The 16,211-nt window shown below is 62.8% G+C and carries 13 protein-coding genes; 5 read left to right on the top strand and 8 right to left on the bottom strand.

Annotated features, from left to right (window positions below):
- Nucleotides 1–111: 111 nt before the first annotated feature.
- From INT12_RS14025 to INT12_RS14010, 4 genes are all read right to left on the bottom strand, one after another.
- Entirely contained in the window at nt 112–1,821 is a 1,710-nt protein-coding gene (locus tag INT12_RS14025; RefSeq protein WP_193058884.1) for an ATP-binding protein, read from the bottom strand.
- The gene (locus INT12_RS14020) at nt 1,818–3,320 is read right to left on the bottom strand and encodes an ATPase domain-containing protein (protein ID WP_193058883.1); all 1,503 of its coding nucleotides are present in this window, start codon (nt 3,318–3,320) and stop codon (nt 1,818–1,820) included. Before INT12_RS14020 ends, INT12_RS14025 begins: the two co-directional genes overlap by 4 nt.
- Before the next feature lie 142 nt (nt 3,321–3,462).
- Nucleotides 3,463–4,521: a tetratricopeptide repeat protein gene (locus tag INT12_RS14015; protein WP_017846266.1), complete on the bottom strand. Its 1,059-nt coding sequence runs from the start codon at nt 4,519–4,521 to the stop codon at nt 3,463–3,465.
- 76 nt (nt 4,522–4,597) lie between these two features.
- Nucleotides 4,598–5,491 carry a bestrophin family protein gene (locus INT12_RS14010; protein ID WP_193040742.1) on the bottom strand — a complete coding sequence of 298 codons (894 nt, stop codon included), beginning with the start codon at nt 5,489–5,491 and terminating at the stop codon, nt 4,598–4,600.
- 234 nt (nt 5,492–5,725) lie between these two features.
- Here INT12_RS14010 and INT12_RS14005 point away from each other — a divergent pair, with 234 nt between their 5' ends.
- From INT12_RS14005 to INT12_RS13985, 5 genes are read left to right on the top strand one after another with little or no spacing between them, the layout of a single operon-like run.
- Nucleotides 5,726–7,375, top strand: coding sequence for an AMP-binding protein (locus tag INT12_RS14005; protein WP_193040741.1), 1,650 nt, complete (start codon nt 5,726–5,728; stop codon nt 7,373–7,375).
- Nucleotides 7,376–7,397: 22 nt separating this feature from the next.
- Nucleotides 7,398–8,165: an SDR family NAD(P)-dependent oxidoreductase gene (locus INT12_RS14000; RefSeq protein WP_017846263.1), complete on the top strand. Its 768-nt coding sequence runs from the start codon at nt 7,398–7,400 to the stop codon at nt 8,163–8,165.
- 13 nt (nt 8,166–8,178) lie between these two features.
- Complete coding sequence (locus INT12_RS13995) at nt 8,179–9,363, top strand: acetyl-CoA C-acyltransferase (protein ID WP_193040740.1); 1,185 nt, start codon at nt 8,179–8,181, stop codon at nt 9,361–9,363.
- 9 nt (nt 9,364–9,372) lie between these two features.
- Nucleotides 9,373–10,500: an acyl-CoA dehydrogenase gene (locus INT12_RS13990; protein ID WP_046383503.1), complete on the top strand. Its 1,128-nt coding sequence runs from the start codon at nt 9,373–9,375 to the stop codon at nt 10,498–10,500.
- An 11-nt stretch (nt 10,501–10,511) separates the two neighbouring features.
- Nucleotides 10,512–11,285 carry an enoyl-CoA hydratase gene (locus tag INT12_RS13985; protein ID WP_017846260.1) on the top strand — a complete coding sequence of 258 codons (774 nt, stop codon included), beginning with the start codon at nt 10,512–10,514 and terminating at the stop codon, nt 11,283–11,285.
- A gap of 63 nt (nt 11,286–11,348) precedes the next feature.
- Here the strand turns inward: INT12_RS13985 and INT12_RS13980 are convergent, their stop codons facing one another.
- From INT12_RS13980 to INT12_RS13965, 4 genes are all read right to left on the bottom strand, one after another.
- Nucleotides 11,349–12,500, bottom strand: coding sequence for an acyl-CoA dehydrogenase family protein (locus tag INT12_RS13980; protein ID WP_193040159.1), 1,152 nt, complete (start codon nt 12,498–12,500; stop codon nt 11,349–11,351).
- A 3-nt stretch (nt 12,501–12,503) separates the two neighbouring features.
- Nucleotides 12,504–13,607, bottom strand: a complete 1,104-nt coding sequence (locus tag INT12_RS13975) for an enoyl-CoA hydratase/isomerase family protein (protein WP_169884326.1) — start codon at nt 13,605–13,607, stop codon at nt 12,504–12,506.
- A gap of 134 nt (nt 13,608–13,741) precedes the next feature.
- Nucleotides 13,742–14,587 carry an alpha/beta hydrolase gene (locus INT12_RS13970; protein ID WP_046489484.1) on the bottom strand — a complete coding sequence of 282 codons (846 nt, stop codon included), beginning with the start codon at nt 14,585–14,587 and terminating at the stop codon, nt 13,742–13,744.
- On the bottom strand, nt 14,584–16,209 hold the full coding sequence (locus INT12_RS13965; RefSeq protein ID WP_193040160.1) for a cytochrome P450: 1,626 nt from the start codon (nt 16,207–16,209) through the stop codon (nt 14,584–14,586). The genes INT12_RS13970 and INT12_RS13965 overlap by 4 nt, the downstream gene beginning before the upstream one ends.
- Nucleotides 16,210–16,211: the final 2 nt, after the last annotated feature.

The raw sequence follows: 16,211 nt of genomic DNA, 5'->3' as shown, positions 1-16,211 counted from the left end.
AGGTGGCGGCTCTATCATCAGGATTGAGGTCCACTGGGTGAAAATTCCAGGTCCCAGTGGTAATCCTTCGTACCCAAGCCCCTTGACCGATTCCATTTTCGAACCGTGGCTTTATTGCACCTTGTTGCCAGTCGCCTCCGCTTGGCTTGCGGCTGCGCGGATCATTTCCCTGACTTTCGCCGTCAAGAGATCAAACGTGAACGGCTTGGTAATCAACTGCATCCCAGGGTCCAGAAAACCACCGCGCACCGCCGCGTGTTCGGCATAGCCGGTGATAAATAGAACCTTGAGTTCCGGCCGAATCTGCCGGCCGATTTCCGCCAGTTGCCGGCCGTTCATGCCCGGCAGCCCGACGTCGCTGATCATCAGGTCAATGCGCTGGTCGGACTCGATGATCGGCAGTGCGGTGTTGGCATCGCTGGCCTCGACAAAGGCATAGCCCAGTTCTTTGAGCACCGCGCTGATCAGTACCCGGACCGCCGGGTCGTCCTCGACGATCAACACTGTTTCACCGGCATTGGCAAAGGGCAGCCGCGCGGGGTTCGCCGCTTCGGCCACGACCATTTCACCGACGAAACGCGGCAGGAACAGGCTGACGGTAGTGCCTTTTCCGACTTCGCTGTGGATCGTCACATGGCCACCGGATTGCCGTGCAAAGCCGTAAATCATCGACAGGCCGAGGCCGGTGCCCTGGCCGATCGGTTTGGTGGTGAAGAAAGGATCGAAGACGCGCCCCATTAAACTTTCCGGGATACCGCAGCCGCTGTCGCTGACGCTCAATTCAACGTAGTCACCGGGTTGCAATGTGCCGTAGGCGGCGGTGAACACGCTGTCGAGATGGCGGTTGCTGGTTTCCACGGTGAGGTTGCCGCCGTTCGGCATGGCATCGCGTGCGTTGATCACCAGGTTGAGCAGCGCGCTTTCCAACTGGTTGGGGTCGGCTTCGGCGGTCCAGAGCGGGTCGCTGAGGCGCATGTCCAGCGCAATGCTTTCATTGATGCTGCGTTGCAACAGTTCGCCCATGGAGGTCACCAGTTGGTTGATCTCGACGGGTTTTGAATCCAGCGACTGCCGCCGGGAGAACGCGAGCAGGCGGTGGGTAAGGCCGGCGGCCCGGTTGGCGGAGGTGACACCCAGGTCGATCAGGCTGTCCAGGTCATCCAGCTTGCCGCGGGAGACGCGCCTGCGCAGTAATTCCAGGCTGCCGATGATGCCGGTGAGCATGTTGTTGAAGTCATGGGCGATGCCGCCGGTCAACTGGCCGACGGCCTCCATCTTCTGCGATTGACGCAGCGCTTCTTCATTGCTGCGCCACTGCGCCGTGCGTTCTTCTACTTGCTGCTCGAGCGTCTCCAGCGTGCGTTGCAAGCGCAGTTCGCTTTCGCTCAGGTCGATCAGCCGGTCGCGCGCATCGTATTGTCGGCGTCGTCCGCGCAGTGCCGCCGTAACCAGGCTGATCAACGTCACAGGATGGAAAGGCCGCTCGAGGAAGGTGACATTGCCCAATAACCCGCTCAGGTGCGAGGAACCGTTCTGCTCGGCGCCGCCGTGATGGGTCATCAATACGATGGGCAAATCCGACCACGCAGGCTGTTGGTGCAAATACCCGAGCAGCGGCTCCAGATCGATGCCGCGCAAGGCTTCGGCAGCAATAATCAGCAGGCCGGCCCCTTCTTCCAGTGCGTTGCACAAGGCCGTCAGGCCCGTGGCGATCACCCCGCTGTACCCGGCCTCGTTGAGCATCATCAGCGCCAACGTGCCGTCGCGGCCCATCGGTGCAAGCACGATGGCGCGCTCGGAGACGGGCGATAGGCTCGTCACTGGCCCTCATCCTTGAGCAGAGGAGAGCCGGCGCCCATGTACGTGGGGATACCGCGCAGTACGCCCTGGAAATTATCGAGCGGCTCGCCGACAGTCATGCCCTGGCTGCTGATGCGGTACTCGCGAATGGTCGATTCATGGGCACCGGTGCGTTTCTTGATGATTGAAATGGCGCGGCGCACCTTGCCCAACGCTTCGAAATAGCGCAGCAGAATGACCGTGTCGGCGAGGTAGGTAATGTCGACGGGCGCCTGCATGTCACCGACCAGGCCGTGCTGGGCGACGGTCATGAACGTGGCGACGCCGCGGCGGTTGAGATACCGCAGCAGTTCGTGCATGTGCAGGATCAGCGCATTTTCTTCCGGCATGGCGGCCTGATAGCCGTTGATGCTGTCGATCACCACGGTCTTGATCCCGCACTCATCCACGCAGCGCCGCACGCGGTGCGAGAACTCGCCGGGGGTCAACTCGGCCGCGTCGACTTGTTCGATCAGCAGGTTGCCGGTGGCTTGCAGCGCGGCGAGGTCGATGCCCATGTTTTTCATGCGCTCGAAGAGCAGGCCCAGTTCCTCATCGAAGATGAACAGCGCGGCTTTTTCGCCCCGCGCCACGGCGGCGGCGGCAAACACCATCGAGATCAGCGACTTGCCGGTGCCGGCGGGGCCGAGGATCAGGCTGCTGGAGCCGGTCTCGACTCCGCCGCCCATCAAGGCATCCATTTCGCGAATGCCGCTGCTCAGGGGCTCGCGCACGTAGCCGCCGCGATGCTCGGCCGCCACCAGCCGCGGGAACACATGCACGCCATCGCCCATGATGGTGAAATCGTGGAAGCCGCCGCGGTACTTTTGGCCGCGGTACTTCACGACCCGCACGCGCCGGCGTTCGGCGCCGTAATTGGGCGTCAGTTCTTCCAGGCGAATCACCCCGTGGGCGACGCTGTGTACGGTTTTGTCGAGGGATTCGGTGGTCAGGTCGTCGAGCAGCAACACCGTGGCGTCGTAACGCACGAAATAGTGCTTGATCGCCAGGATCTGTCGTCGATAACGCAGGGAACTTTGCGCCAGCAGGCGGATTTCGGAGAGGCTGTCGACCACCACGCGGGTTGGCTTGACCCGTTCCACCACTTCAAAGATCTGCCGCGTGGCCTCGCCCAGCTCCAGGTCGGAAGAGTACAACAGGCTTTGCTGTTGTTCGGCATTGAGCAGGCTTTCCGGCGGGGTCAGCTCGAAAATATGGATATTGTCATCCAGATCCCAGCCGTGGGATTTTGCGCCCTGGCGCAATTCACGCTCGGTTTCGGACAAGGTGATATAGAGCGAGCGTTCACCATTTTCTGCCCCTGCCTTCAGGAAGTGCAGGGCGACGGTGGTTTTGCCGGTCCCTGGTTCGCCTTCGAGCAGAAACAGATGGCTGCGGGACAAGCCGCCGCAAAGAATGTCATCAAGACCTTCGATACCGGTGGCCGCCTTTTCGGATAACAGCGCGTTGGACATAGACAAGAAGTGCCCTCAGGTCACATACGAGTAAGGGGTGCGCGCTCGTTCGAGCGCGCTATACCTTCTTGACCCTGGCGTATGAGCGGGGTTCCGCCTTTTCGTCTTTTGCGCGCAATGTCAGCGCCTGGGCGGCGATGCGGCGCGTCTACAGGCCCTGTTGCAGCGCCGGATCATCCGGGTTTTGTTGCTCCAACTGCGCCAGCAGCACCTGAACGTTCTGCAATTGACCGCTTTCTTTCCAGTAGCTGACCAGCAGCACCCGCGCCTTGCGATTGGCCGGGTGGCGCTGGATGATTTCTTCCAACTGGCGCTGGGCGGCTTCGAGTTCTTCCTGGGCGTGCAGGGTGGTGGCCAGGTCGTAACGGTAATCCTGATTGCTCGGTTCCAGTTCCACTGCCTTGGACAGGCCGAGCAAGGCGTAAGCACGCTCGCCATGGTGCAGCAACCACATGCCCAGGGCGTGTTGCAGGTACGCGGACTCGGGGTGCGCCGCGAGCTGGCGGGCCAGCAGTTGGCGGGACTCGTCGGTCTTGCCTTGTTTATCCAGCAGTTCGATTTGCGCAACCACGGCTTGCAGGTTGTCCGGCTGCAGGCGCATCGCTTGCTCCAGGGCGTTCTGCGCCTCCGGCAACAGCGCGCTGTGGATGTACAGGCGCGCCAGCTGGAGCCAACCTTCGGCGGTTTCAGGTTGCGCCTTGAGCTTCTTCACGAACTCATCGAGTACCTGCTGCAAGGGCCCGAAATACAGGCCGAGGGTGTCGGGCGAGAGGCCAAGCAATGCGTTGGCGGCGGCAAAGCGCACGTCTTGTTGCGGATCGTCGAGCAACGGCCCGAGCAGCAGCGTGCGCTGGCCCGTGGGCACCAGGCCGACGATGCTGTGAATCGCCGCTTCACGCACCTGCGGCGAGTCATCGGCCAGGTCCTTGTCGGCGAGCTTCAGTGCCTGGGGGCTGGGGTAATTGGGCAGCTCGGCGTGCAAGGCCACACGACGCTCGTCGGACAAGTCCGGCCGGGCCAGTTGCTGGTACAGCACGCGGGCGGCGCCCGGTTCGCCGTTGCGCGCCTGTTTCAAGGCTTTCGCGTAGCCATGGGCAATGGCGGGCGGCACGGCCACCGGGGTGGAACGGGAGAAATACCAGGTGATCAGCACAATCAACAACAGGGCGCACAGGCCGATGATGGAGTAACGGCGTGACTTTGACATGCAGGCGTCCGAGAGCTTAGGCAGCTAGGGCAAAGCTCTCAGCTTCGGTCAGACCACGGCGAGTGTCAAACCTGTATCAGGTCAGCACGTATTCCACCGGCTCCAGGGCAGGCGGCAAGGCCGTTTCGCCGAGGGCCGCCAGGATCTCGCGCTCCAGGGTCCGCACGATCGCGTTGCAGGGCAGGTCGTTCTCATCGAAGCCGAAGGGGTCCTCCAGGTCGTCGCCGATTTCGTCGAGGCCAAAGAAGGTGTAGCTGACGATTGCGGTGAACACCGGTGTCAGCCAGCCCAGCGGTTCGGCCATGGCAAACGGCAACAGAATGCAGAACAGGTAAATGGTGCGGTGCAGCAGCAGGGTGTAGGGGAAGGGCAGCGGTGTGCTTTTGATCCGCTCGCACGCTGCCTGCACCTGGGTCAGGCTGACCAGTCGGGTTTCCAGCTGGGTGTAGCGCCATTCACTGATCACGCCCCGTTCGGCCAGCCCGGAAAACCGCGCGCCGAGCTGTTGCAGTACCTGGTCCGGGAGGTTGGGATGGCCTGATTCGACGTCGATCCAGGGCTTCACCGCTCGCGCCTCATCTTCCAGGCGCAGGCGCGCGATCAATCCATGGACAAAGCCGCACAGGCCGCGCAGCAGCCCGGCCCGCTCCAGCGGGTCGCTGAATACCTGGGTTTCACGGATCAGTGAGCGCACTTCGATGGTCATCTGCCCGAGTTGCTTGCGGCCTTCCCACCAGCGGTCGTAGCAAGCGTTGTTGCGAAAACTCATGAAGATCGACAGCGACAGCCCGAGCAAGGTGAACGGCGTGGCATTGACCTTGGAGAAATACGCCGGGTGCAGGGTTTCCACCAGCACGATGACCGAGGCCAGCAACGTGACCAGCAGGCTGCGCAGGGCGATGCGCTTGGCGATCGAGCCCTTGAGCGAAAACAGAATGCCCAGCAGGTTGGGTTTGGGGCGAACGATCATCGGGGGGCTTCTTCGGTGGCGCAGGCCATCAGGTTAGAAGCTGGCGGACGGCGCGTCCAATCGCTTGGGCCGACCGCTTGATCGGCGGGGTCTATGATCAAACGGCATTGGCCAAACCAGTCAGGCATGTTGGTGGCTTTGACCATTGCTGCTGCAGCGCTCTAGAGCGACTATTTCCGCGGTTCTTGTCCGAAAAAACGTCCTGAAAATAAAAATACTGAAGGATTTGAAGCGATGCGTGACTATTTGGCTGCCACTACCGAGTTCGATTACCAACACACCGTCGACAGCACCTTGGCCGGTAACCTGCAAGGCCTCAATGCCTGCGTGGAATGCTGCGACCGGCATGCGTTACCAGGGCGCATTGCGCTGTTCTGGGAAGGCAAGGATGGGCGCAGTGCCACATCCACCTTCAGCGACTTGCAAGACCAGGCCGCACGCTTCGCCAATTTCCTGCTGGCCCAGGGCGTCAAACGCGGCGACAGAGTGGCCGGCCTGTTGCCACGCACCGCCGAATTACTGGTGGTGGTCCTTGCGACCTGGCGCATCGGCGCTGTCTACCAACCGTTGTTCACCGCCTTCGGCCCCAAGGCCATTGAGCATCGCCTGAACAGTTCCGGCGCGGCCGTGGTGGTCACCGATGCGGTGAACCGGCCCAAGCTCGCGCAAGTGGAGGGCTGCCCGACGATCGTCACGGTCACTGGCGCCAAGGGCGAAGGCCTGGTACGCGGTGATTTCAGCTTCTGGGCCGAGCTGGCCACCTATTCCAACCACTGCGAGCCGGTGCTGCTGGGCGCTGACGACCCGTTCCTGCTGATGTTCACCTCGGGCACCACCGGCCCGTCGAAAGCGCTGTCGGTGCCGCTCAAGGCCATTGTTGCGTTCCAGAGCTACACCCGCGACGCGGTGGACCTGCGCCCCGAAGACGCATTCTGGAACGTTGCCGACCCGGGCTGGGCCTATGGCATCTATTTCGGCGTGACCGGACCGTTGTCCATGGGCCACCCGATTACTTTCTACGATGGCCCGTTCACCCTCGAAAGCACCTGCCGGGTGATCAATAAATACGGAATCACCAACCTGACCGGCTCGCCGACCGCGTATCGCCTGTTGATTGCCGGCGGCGAGCAATTCGCCCGCTCGATCAAGGGCAAGCTGCGTACTGTCAGCAGCGCCGGCGAGCCGCTGAACCCGGAAGTGATCCGCTGGTTTGCCGACAACCTGGGGGTGACCATCCATGACCATTACGGCCAGACCGAGTTGGGCATGGTGCTGTGCAACCACCATGGCCTGGAACACCCGGTGCATGTCGGTTCGGCGGGTTTTGCCTCGCCAGGGCATCGCATCGTTGTGCTGGACGACGCTCACCAGGAATTGCCCGCCGGCCAGCCAGGGATTCTCGCCGTCGACCGTGAGCAATCGCCGATGTGTTGGTTCGCCGGCTATGACGGCGTGCGGACCAAGGCGTTTGTCGGCAAGTACTACCTCAGCGGCGACACCGTCGAACTGAACCCGGACGGCAGCATCAGCTTCGTCGGGCGCAGTGACGATGTGATCACCACTTCCGGCTACCGCGTCGGCCCGTTCGATGTGGAAAGCGCGCTGGTCGAACACCCGGCGGTGGTGGAAGCGGCGGTCGTCGGCAAGCCCGACGCGGAACGCACCGAACTGGTGAAAGCCTTCGTGGTGATCAACGAACAGTTCCGCGCCACCCCCGAGCTGGCCGAGGAATTGCGCCTGCATGTACGCCAGCGCCTGGCCGCGCATGCCTACCCGCGGGAAATCGAATTTGTCAGCGACTTGCCCAAGACCCCGAGCGGCAAGCTGCAGCGCTTCATTTTGCGTAATCAGGAAATCGCCAAGGCGCAAGCCGTGTTGGCCTGATCCACTTTTCAAGGAAACAACGATGCAGATTGCAAACAAGGTTTTTCTGGTCAGCGGCGGCGCGTCGGGCCTCGGCGCAGCCACCGCTGACATGCTGGTCGCCGCCGGCGCCAAGGTGATGCTGGTGGACCTGAACGCCGATGCCGTCGCGGCCAAGGCCAAACAACTGGGCGACAACGCCCGCAGCGCGGTGGCGGACATCAGCCAGGAAGCCGCTGCCGAAGCCGCCGTGCAGGCCACCGTTGCGGCCTTTGGGGGCTTGCACGGGCTGGTGAACTGCGCCGGTGTGGTACGTGGCGAGAAGATCCTCGGCAAGAACGGCCCCCATGGCCTGGCCAGCTTTGCCCAGGTGATCAACGTCAACCTGATCGGCAGCTTCAACCTGCTGCGCCTGGCCGCTGCGGCCATCGCAGAAACCCAGGCAGACGCCGACGGTGAGCGCGGCGTGATCATCAATACCGCGTCGGTAGCTGCGTTTGACGGGCAGATCGGCCAGGCAGCGTATGCCGCGTCCAAAGGTGCGATCGCCAGCCTGACCCTGCCCGCCGCGCGCGAATTGGCGCGCTTCGGCATTCGGGTGATGACCATCGCCCCCGGCATTTTCGAAACCCCGATGATGGCCGGCATGACCCCGGAAGTCCGCGATTCCCTGGCCGCTGGCGTGCCGTTCCCGCCACGCCTGGGCAAACCGAGCGAATACGCCGCGTTGGTTCGACACATCATTGAAAACAGCATGCTCAATGGCGAGGTGATCCGTCTCGACGGCGCCTTGCGCATGGCAGCCAAGTAAGAGAGGAAGCGTCATGAGTGATCCCATCGTAATTGTCAGCGCCGCACGCACCCCCATGGGCGGGTTCCAGGGCGATCTCAAAGGCCTGACCGCGCCGCAACTGGGCTCCGCGGCGATTCGCGCCGCCGTCGAGCGTGCCGGCATCGCCAGCGATGCCGTGGATGAAGTGCTGTTCGGCTGTGTACTGCCGGCCGGCCTCGGCCAGGCCCCGGCACGCCAGGCCGCGCTTGGCGCCGGGCTGGACAAGGCCACCCGCTGCACCACCCTCAACAAAATGTGCGGCTCGGGCATGGAGGCGACGATGCTTGCCCATGACTCGCTGCTGGCCGGCAGCGTTGATGTGGTGATTGCCGGCGGCATGGAAAGCATGTCCAACGCGCCGTACCTGCTGGACCGCGCACGCAGCGGCTACCGCATGGGCCACGGCCGCGTGCTCGACCATATGTTCCTCGACGGCCTGGAAGACGCTTACGACAAAGGCCGCCTGATGGGCACCTTTGCCGAGGACTGCGCACAACATAACGGCTTTACCCGCGAGGCCCAGGATGCGTTTGCCATTGCATCCCTGAGCCGCGCACAAACGGCGATCAGCAATGGCAGCTTCGCGGCCGAGATCGTCCCGGTGCAGGTCACAGTGGGCAAGGAGCAAAAAACCATCCTGCATGATGAGCAACCACCCAAAGCCAAGCCGGAGAAGATCGCCAGCCTGAAGCCGGCGTTCCGTGAAGGGGGCACAGTGACTGCGGCCAACTCCAGTTCGATTTCCGACGGTGCGGCGGCCTTGCTCCTGATGCGTCAGTCCGAGGCGCACAAGCGCGGGCTGCAACCCTTGGCGGTGATCCGTGGGCATGCGGCGTTTGCCGATGAGCCGGGCCTGTTTCCGGAGGCGCCGGTGGGGGCGATCCGCAAGTTGATGAGCAAGACCGGCTGGAACCTGGGCGACGTGGACCTGTTCGAAATCAACGAAGCCTTTGCCGTGGTCAGCCTGATCACCATGAGCAAGCTGGAGATCCCCCACGACAAGGTCAACATTCATGGCGGCGCCTGTGCCCTGGGCCACCCGATCGGCGCCTCAGGCGCGCGGATTCTGGTGACGCTGCTGTCGGCCCTGCGCCAGAAAGGCCTCAAGCGTGGCGTCGCCGCCATCTGCATCGGCGGCGGTGAAGCCACGGCCATGGCAGTCGAATGCCTGTATTAAGGATTGAACATGCTGCCCAATGACGAACAACTGCAAATCAGCGACGCGGCCCGACAATTCGCCCAGGAACGCCTGAAACCGTTCGCGGCCGAGTGGGACCGCGAGCACCGCTTTCCCAAGGAGGCCATCGGCGAAATGGCCGAGCTGGGCTTCTTCGGCATGCTGGTGCCGGAACAGTGGGGCGGTTGCGACACCGGCTACCTGGCCTACGCCATGGCCCTGGAAGAAATCGCCGCCGGTGACGGGGCCTGCTCGACCATCATGAGCGTACACAACTCGGTGGGCTGCGTGCCGATCCTCACGTTCGGCAACGATCAGCAGAAAGAGCAGTTCCTCAAGCCTCTGGCCAGCGGCGCGATGCTCGGCGCCTTCGCGTTGACCGAGCCGCAGGCCGGTTCCGATGCCAGCAGCCTGAAAACCCGTGCGCGCCGCGAAGGCGACCACTATGTGTTGAACGGCTGCAAACAATTCATCACCTCCGGGCAAAACGCCGGCATCGTGATTGTGTTTGCCGTCACCGACCCGGCGGCGGGCAAGCGCGGCATCAGCGCGTTTATCGTGCCGACGGATTCGCCGGGCTACACGGTGGCGCGGGTCGAGGACAAGCTGGGCCAGCATGCGTCGGACACTTGCCAGATCCTGTTCGAAGACGTCAAGGTGCCGCTCGCCAATCGTCTGGGGGAGGAGGGCGAAGGCTACCGCATCGCCCTGGCCAACCTCGAAGGCGGGCGGGTCGGCATTGCCTCGCAATCGGTGGGCATGGCCCGCGCCGCCTTTGAAGCGGCGCGCGACTATGCCCGCGAGCGCGAAAGTTTTGGCAAAACCTTGATCGAACACCAGGCCGTGGCCTTCCGCCTGGCGGACATGGCCACGCAAATCGCCGTCGCGCGGCAAATGGTGCATTACGCCGCCGCCCTGCGCGACAGCGGCAAACCGGCGCTGGTCGAGGCGTCCATGGCCAAGCTGTTCGCCTCGGAAATGGCCGAGAAAGTCTGCTCCGCCGCCTTGCAAACCTTGGGCGGTTACGGTTACCTGAGCGACTTCCCCTTGGAGCGGATCTACCGCGATGTGCGGGTCTGCCAGATTTACGAAGGCACCAGCGATATTCAGCGCATGGTCATCTCACGCAATCTTTAAGGAGCCACTACATGAGTTACGAAACTATTTTGCTCGACGTGCAGGGCCGTGTCGGGTTGATCACCCTCAACCGCCCGCAAGCCCTGAACGCGTTGAACGCACAACTGATCAACGAGTTGAATCAGGCGCTGGACACCCTGGAACGCAACCCTGAAATCGGCTGCATCGTGCTGACCGGCTCGAAAAAAGCCTTCGCCGCCGGCGCCGACATCAAGGAAATGGCCGAGCTGACCTACCCGCGGATCTATATCGACGACCTGTTCAGCGAAGCCGATCGCGTGGCCAACCGTCGCAAGCCGATCATCGCGGCCGTCAACGGCTTCGCCCTGGGCGGCGGCTGTGAGCTGGCGCTGATGTGCGACTTCATTCTGGCGGGCGACGGCGCCAAGTTCGGCCAGCCGGAAATCAACCTCGGCGTGCTGCCGGGCATGGGCGGCACCCAGCGCCTGACCCGCGCCGTGGGCAAGGCCAAAGCCATGGAAATGTGCCTGACCGGGCGCTTTATCGATGCGGTGGAAGCCGAGCGTTGTGGGGTCGTGGCGCGTATTGTCCCGGCCGATGAACTGCTCGAAGAGGCGCTGAAAGTCGCCACGCTGATTGCCGGCAAGTCGGTGCCGATCAGCATGATGGTCAAGGAAAGCGTGAACCGGGCGTTTGAAGTGAGCCTGTCGGAAGGCGTGCGCTTTGAGCGTCGGGTATTCCATGCGGCGTTTGCGACGCAGGATCAGAAGGAAGGCATGGCGGCATTCGTGGCCAAGCGCGCGCCTGAATTCAAAGACCAGTAAGCAGCTTATAAACGCCACACCCCCCCTGTGGGACGCTCCCACAGGGGGGGTGTGGCGTGTCAGTCAGAGCTGGTAGTTCTTCAGCTCCCGTGCAATCACCATCCGCTGAATCTCGCTGGTGCCCTCGTAGATCTGCGTGATCCGCGCATCGCGGTAGTAGCGCTCCACCGGATAATCCTCCAGATACCCATACCCGCCATGAATCTGCATCGCCGAGGAGCAGACCTTTTCGGCCATTTCCGAGGCGAACAGCTTGGCCTGGGACGCTTCCGACAGGCACGGCTTGCCCGCACTGCGCAGGCGTGCGGCGTGCAGGATCAGTAGACGTGCGGCATTGAGCCGGGTTTGCATGTCGGCCAGCAGGTTGGCCACGCTCTGGTGCTCGATGATGGCCTTGTCGAACTGCACGCGGTCACGGGCATACGCCAGCGCCGCTTCAAACGCAGCACGGGCGATGCCCAGGGCTTGAGCGGCAATGCCGATGCGCCCGCCTTCCAGGTTGGACAGCGCAATCGCCAGGCCTTTGCCGCGCTCACCCAGCAGGTTGGCCTCAGGCACGCTGCACTGGTTGAGGGTGACGGCACAGGTGTCCGAGGCGCGGATGCCCATTTTGTGTTCGGTACGGTCGACCACGAACCCCGGCGTGTGGGTCGGCACCAGGAAGGCAGAAATGCCGCGCTTGCCCAGTTCCGGATCGGTCACCGCAAACACAATCGCCAACTTGGCGCGCTTGCCGTTGCTGACAAACTGCTTGGCGCCATTGATCACCCACTGGCCGTCGCGCAGTTCGGCACGGGTACGCAGGTTGTGGGCTTCGGAGCCGGCCTGCGGTTCGGTCAGGCAGAAGCAGCCGATGGCCTGGCCGCTGGCGAGGTCGGCCAGCCAGGTTTGTTTCTGTTCAGGTGTGCCGTAGTTGAGGATTGGCCCGCAACCCACTGAATTATGGATACTCATCAGGGCGCCTGTGGCGCCGTCGCCGGCGGAAATCTCTTCCACGGCCAAGGCATATGCCACGTAATCGACATAGGTGCCGCCCCATTCTTCCGGCACCACCATGCCCAGCAGGCCCAGTTCGCCCATCTTCGCCACCAGGGCATCATCGATCCAGCCGGCTTTTTCCCAGGCCTGGGCGTGAGGGGCGATTTCGCCACGGGCAAAGTCGCGCGCCATGTCGCGAATCATGATCTGTTCTTCAGTATATTCAATATCTTGCATGGCTTATCTCGCAACCTGCGTGAAGTTGTGGAAGAAGCTTTCCACGTGGCTCGGGTCCAGCCCATGGAGCGTCGACGGGTTCCAGCGCGGGCTCTTGTCCTTGTCGATGATCAGGGCGCGGACGCCTTCAATCAGGTCGCCACGCTCGAACCACTGGCGATCCAGATGCAGTTCCAGGGCGAAACACTGCTCCAGCCGCAAACGGCGCCCGCGCCGCAGCATTTCCAGGGTCACGGCCATGGCCAGCGGCGAACGGGTTTGCATCAGGTTGGCCGTGGTCAGCGCCCATTCATGGCTGTTGGCGACGGTCACTTGCTGCAGTTGCTCGACAATGCTCGGCACGTCCGGCAAGGCAAAGAAATGATCGATAGCGGGGCGCAAGGCGGCAAGCGGGGCGTCCGGCAGTTGTTGCACGGCCAGCTTGGCCAACACGCCTTGCAGGTCCTTGAGAGGGGAGTCTTGCCACAACAGCTGATCGAGTTTCTGGTCGAGGTCGGCCAGCTTGGTGCTGTCCAGGTACCAGTCCGCCAGCCCGCAGTACAACGCATCGGCCGCGCGAATCTGCACGCCGGTGACGCCCAGATAAATGCCCAGTTCGCCAGGAATGCGCGGCAGGAAGTAGCTGCCGCCGACGTCGGGGAAGTAACCGATCGCCACTTCCGGCATCGCCAGGCGGCTGCGTTCGGTGATCACGCGCAGATCCGCGCCTTGCACCAGGCCCATGCCGCCGCCTAGGACAAAACCGTCCATCAGGGCCAGTATCGGTTTGCGGTAATGGTGGATGGACAGGTCGAGGGCGTATTCCTCGACGAAGAAATCCTGGTGCAGGCTGTCGCCGTTCTTGAAGCTGTCGTAAAGCGAGCGAATATCGCCGCCGGCGCAGAAGGCTTTTTCACCTGCACCGCGTAGGACCACGGCGTACACCTGGGGATCGTCTGCCCAGGCCTGTAACTGTTCGGTCAGGCTGCGAACCATGTTCAGGGTGATGGCGTTCAAGCCGGCGGGGCGATTGAGGGTAAGGTGGCCAATATGGTTGCGAACGTCGGCCAGAACCTCTTGCTGAAGCCTGTCGGCGTGGCTTGCCTCGGATGAAACCTGAGCAGTCATCTGTAACTCCCTGCTTTTATTGTTCTTTATCAATATGTTCGGGGACGAACGCTCCCGCGATCGTACCAGTGCAAATTTGCCCAGTACAACCCGGAATCATGCAGGTCGTTTTTGCATTTATGCAGAACCGGCGATCAGGCCGCCGAAGGATGAAAATAGCCGGCCAGAGCCTCGGCGCAGAGCAGCACGGCCCGCCTGGCCGCAGGCTCGGCAGCGGGGTGGTTGATAAACCCGTGGCGCATGCCCGGGTACTCTTTGTGCCGCACCGACACCCCGGCGGTTTTCAAGCGCCGCGCGAAGGCGCGCCCTTCATCGCGCAGCGGATCGCAGCCGGCGGTGATGATCAAGGCCGCAGGCAAGCCCTGCAGGCACGGATCGCGGGCCGGTGAAAGCCAAGGATGCGCCCGCGGCGTATCGGCGGGTACGTAGTGGCTCACGTACCACTCCAGCAACTCGGCCGTCAGCCCGAAGCCTGTGGCGAAGTCATGTCGGGAACGATTGCGCGCCAGGCAGTCGAGAAGCGGGTAGAGCAGTAATTGAAAACCGATGTGCGCCTCGCCCAGGTCCCTGGCCATTTGGCCGATCACCGCGGCAAGCCCGCCGCCCGAGCCACCGCCTGCCACGGCGATACGCCGAGTGTCCAAGCCCAGGCTGGCACCGTGGCGGGCGATCCAGACCGTGGCGGCGTAACAGCTTTTTACTGCGGCGGGGAAGCGTTGTTCCGGTGGCCTCGGGTAGTCCACCGCCACCACGGCGCAGCCGGCCCATTCCGCCATCACCCGGCAAAAGCTGTCGTGGGTATCGAGGTCGCCTGTAACCCAGCCGCCGCCGTGGAAATACATCAGCACCGCGGCCGGCGCAGGACGGGCCGGCCGGTACAGCCTCACGGCCACCGGCTGCCCCGGTGTGGCCAGGGTCAGGTCGCTGACATCCATCACCACCGCATCACGCACTTCCCGGCGTGCCTGCTCGGGGCTCATGGCCTGGCCTCCGGTGCCTGTGCCTGGGCTTCGATTTCCACCAGGTAGTCCGGGGTTATCAGCGCCTTGACGCCCAACAACATGGTGGTCGGTTCGCAGCCCTCGAAAAACTCCTTATGCGCTTGGGCGATTTGCGGCCACCACTTCACGTTGGTGGTGTACATGCGTGTGGCAATCACTCGGCTGCGATCGGTGCCCAGCCGCTTAAGCGCCGCTTCGATGATTTCCAGGCAGCGACGGGTCTGTAAGTACACATCGTCGCTGGCGTAGGGGTTGCCCTGCTCGTCGAAGGCTACCGTGCCACTGGTGACGATGGTTTCACCGACGCGCAAGGCACGGCAGTAACCGCCATTTTTCTCCCAGGGAGCGGCGGAAAAGCAGCGCTGGATCGATGCGCCTTTTGGAATCGGTTCAAGTTCGACGTGGAGGGTTTTCAAGCCGCGGAACTGCAGGTTACTGGTACGCCACACCGGCGGCTTTTTCTCCTGCAGGCGCAGGTTCGGGAAGCGCTTGAGCAGGCTGCTGAACACCACCTCGGCCTCCAGTCGGAACAGCGCCGGGCCCAGACAGAAATGCACGCCACGGCCAAAGGCCAGGTGGTCGTTTTTCGCGCGTTGAATATTGAAGCGGTCCGGGTCGGCAAAGTGCTCCGGGTCGCGGTTGGCAGCGGCGCGTATCAGGTACACCAGATCGCCTTTGCGCAGGGTCTGGCCTCTGAGTTCGATATCTTGCGTCACGACGCGATGGCTGAACTGCCCCGACGGATCAATGCGCAGCATTTCTTCGATCGCGGGTTTCATCAACGAACCATCGGCCAGCAGTGCGTTCAGCTGGGCAGGGTTGGTCAACAAGTACCACAGGCCGATGCCCAGCATATCGGCGCTGGTGGTGTAGCCAGCCACCAGAACAAAGGCCACCTGGGCCAGCAGATCGTCTGTGCTCGTGTCGGGGCCGGCGGCGGCAATGACACGGCTGACCAAGTCGTCACGCGGGGCCTGCCGGCGTCGCTCGATCAGGTTGCCGAAGTACGCATACATCTCCTCCAGGCCTTGCGCGGCGGCGCCGGGAGTATTCGCCGGGTCAAGGTTGCCGACCAGAAACATCAGGATCACATCGGTCCAGCGCCGCAGCTTGAGCGCATCTTTTTTGGGGATGCCGTAGAGCATCGCCAGCACTCTGGCCGGCACCTGATTGAACAGGCGGCTCATCAGTTCGGCGGAAGGGCCCACTGTGGCGAGGAGTTCATCGGTAACCGCCTGGATGTCTGCCCGCAGCGCTTCAATCGAGCGCGGCGTGAACGCGCGGCCGAGCAGATGGCGGCTGGCCTCATGGACTTTGCCATCCTGGGCGTACATCCAGCGCGATGCTTTTTCAATAAAGGGCTCGTACATCGCGCGCTTTTCGGGCGGCAGTTGCGCGTTTACCAACTGGCGTATCCGATCCGAGGAGTAGCGGGTGGCGTCGCTTTGCGCTTTGAAGACGTCATCGAAGCGGGTCAGCATCCACGCCTTGTGCTGGGAACTCCAATACACGGGATGATGGGTGCGTAGAAACGCGTAGGCCGGGTAGGGATCGCGAACCGTGTCGGGGTCGCGGAAGTCGGGTTTGCCTTGAGGGTTCATGG

It is taken from the genome of Pseudomonas sp. K8 (genome assembly GCF_014889455.1).
GTDB lineage: Bacteria > Pseudomonadota > Gammaproteobacteria > Pseudomonadales > Pseudomonadaceae > Aquipseudomonas > Aquipseudomonas veronii.
This window is presented reverse-complemented; position numbering and strand designations above follow the sequence as displayed.

Bases quoted from the DNA above. Each gene is read 5' to 3' on its own strand.
- INT12_RS14010 (WP_193040742.1), bottom strand. From the start codon at position 5,491: ATGATCGTTCGCCCCAAACCCAACCTGCTGGGCATTCTGTTTTCGCTC.
- INT12_RS14000 (WP_017846263.1), top strand. From the start codon at position 7,398: ATGCAGATTGCAAACAAGGTTTTTCTGGTCAGCGGCGGCGCGTCGGGC.
- INT12_RS13995 (WP_193040740.1), top strand. From the start codon at position 8,179: ATGAGTGATCCCATCGTAATTGTCAGCGCCGCACGCACCCCCATGGGC.
- INT12_RS13990 (WP_046383503.1), top strand. From the start codon at position 9,373: ATGCTGCCCAATGACGAACAACTGCAAATCAGCGACGCGGCCCGACAA.
- INT12_RS13975 (WP_169884326.1), bottom strand. From the start codon at position 13,607: ATGACTGCTCAGGTTTCATCCGAGGCAAGCCACGCCGACAGGCTTCAG.
- INT12_RS14015 (WP_017846266.1), bottom strand. From the start codon at position 4,521: ATGTCAAAGTCACGCCGTTACTCCATCATCGGCCTGTGCGCCCTGTTG.
- INT12_RS13980 (WP_193040159.1), bottom strand. From the start codon at position 12,500: ATGCAAGATATTGAATATACTGAAGAACAGATCATGATTCGCGACATG.
- INT12_RS13965 (WP_193040160.1), bottom strand. From the start codon at position 16,209: ATGAACCCTCAAGGCAAACCCGACTTCCGCGACCCCGACACGGTTCGC.
- INT12_RS13970 (WP_046489484.1), bottom strand. From the start codon at position 14,587: ATGAGCCCCGAGCAGGCACGCCGGGAAGTGCGTGATGCGGTGGTGATG.
- INT12_RS13985 (WP_017846260.1), top strand. From the start codon at position 10,512: ATGAGTTACGAAACTATTTTGCTCGACGTGCAGGGCCGTGTCGGGTTG.
- INT12_RS14005 (WP_193040741.1), top strand. From the start codon at position 5,726: ATGCGTGACTATTTGGCTGCCACTACCGAGTTCGATTACCAACACACC.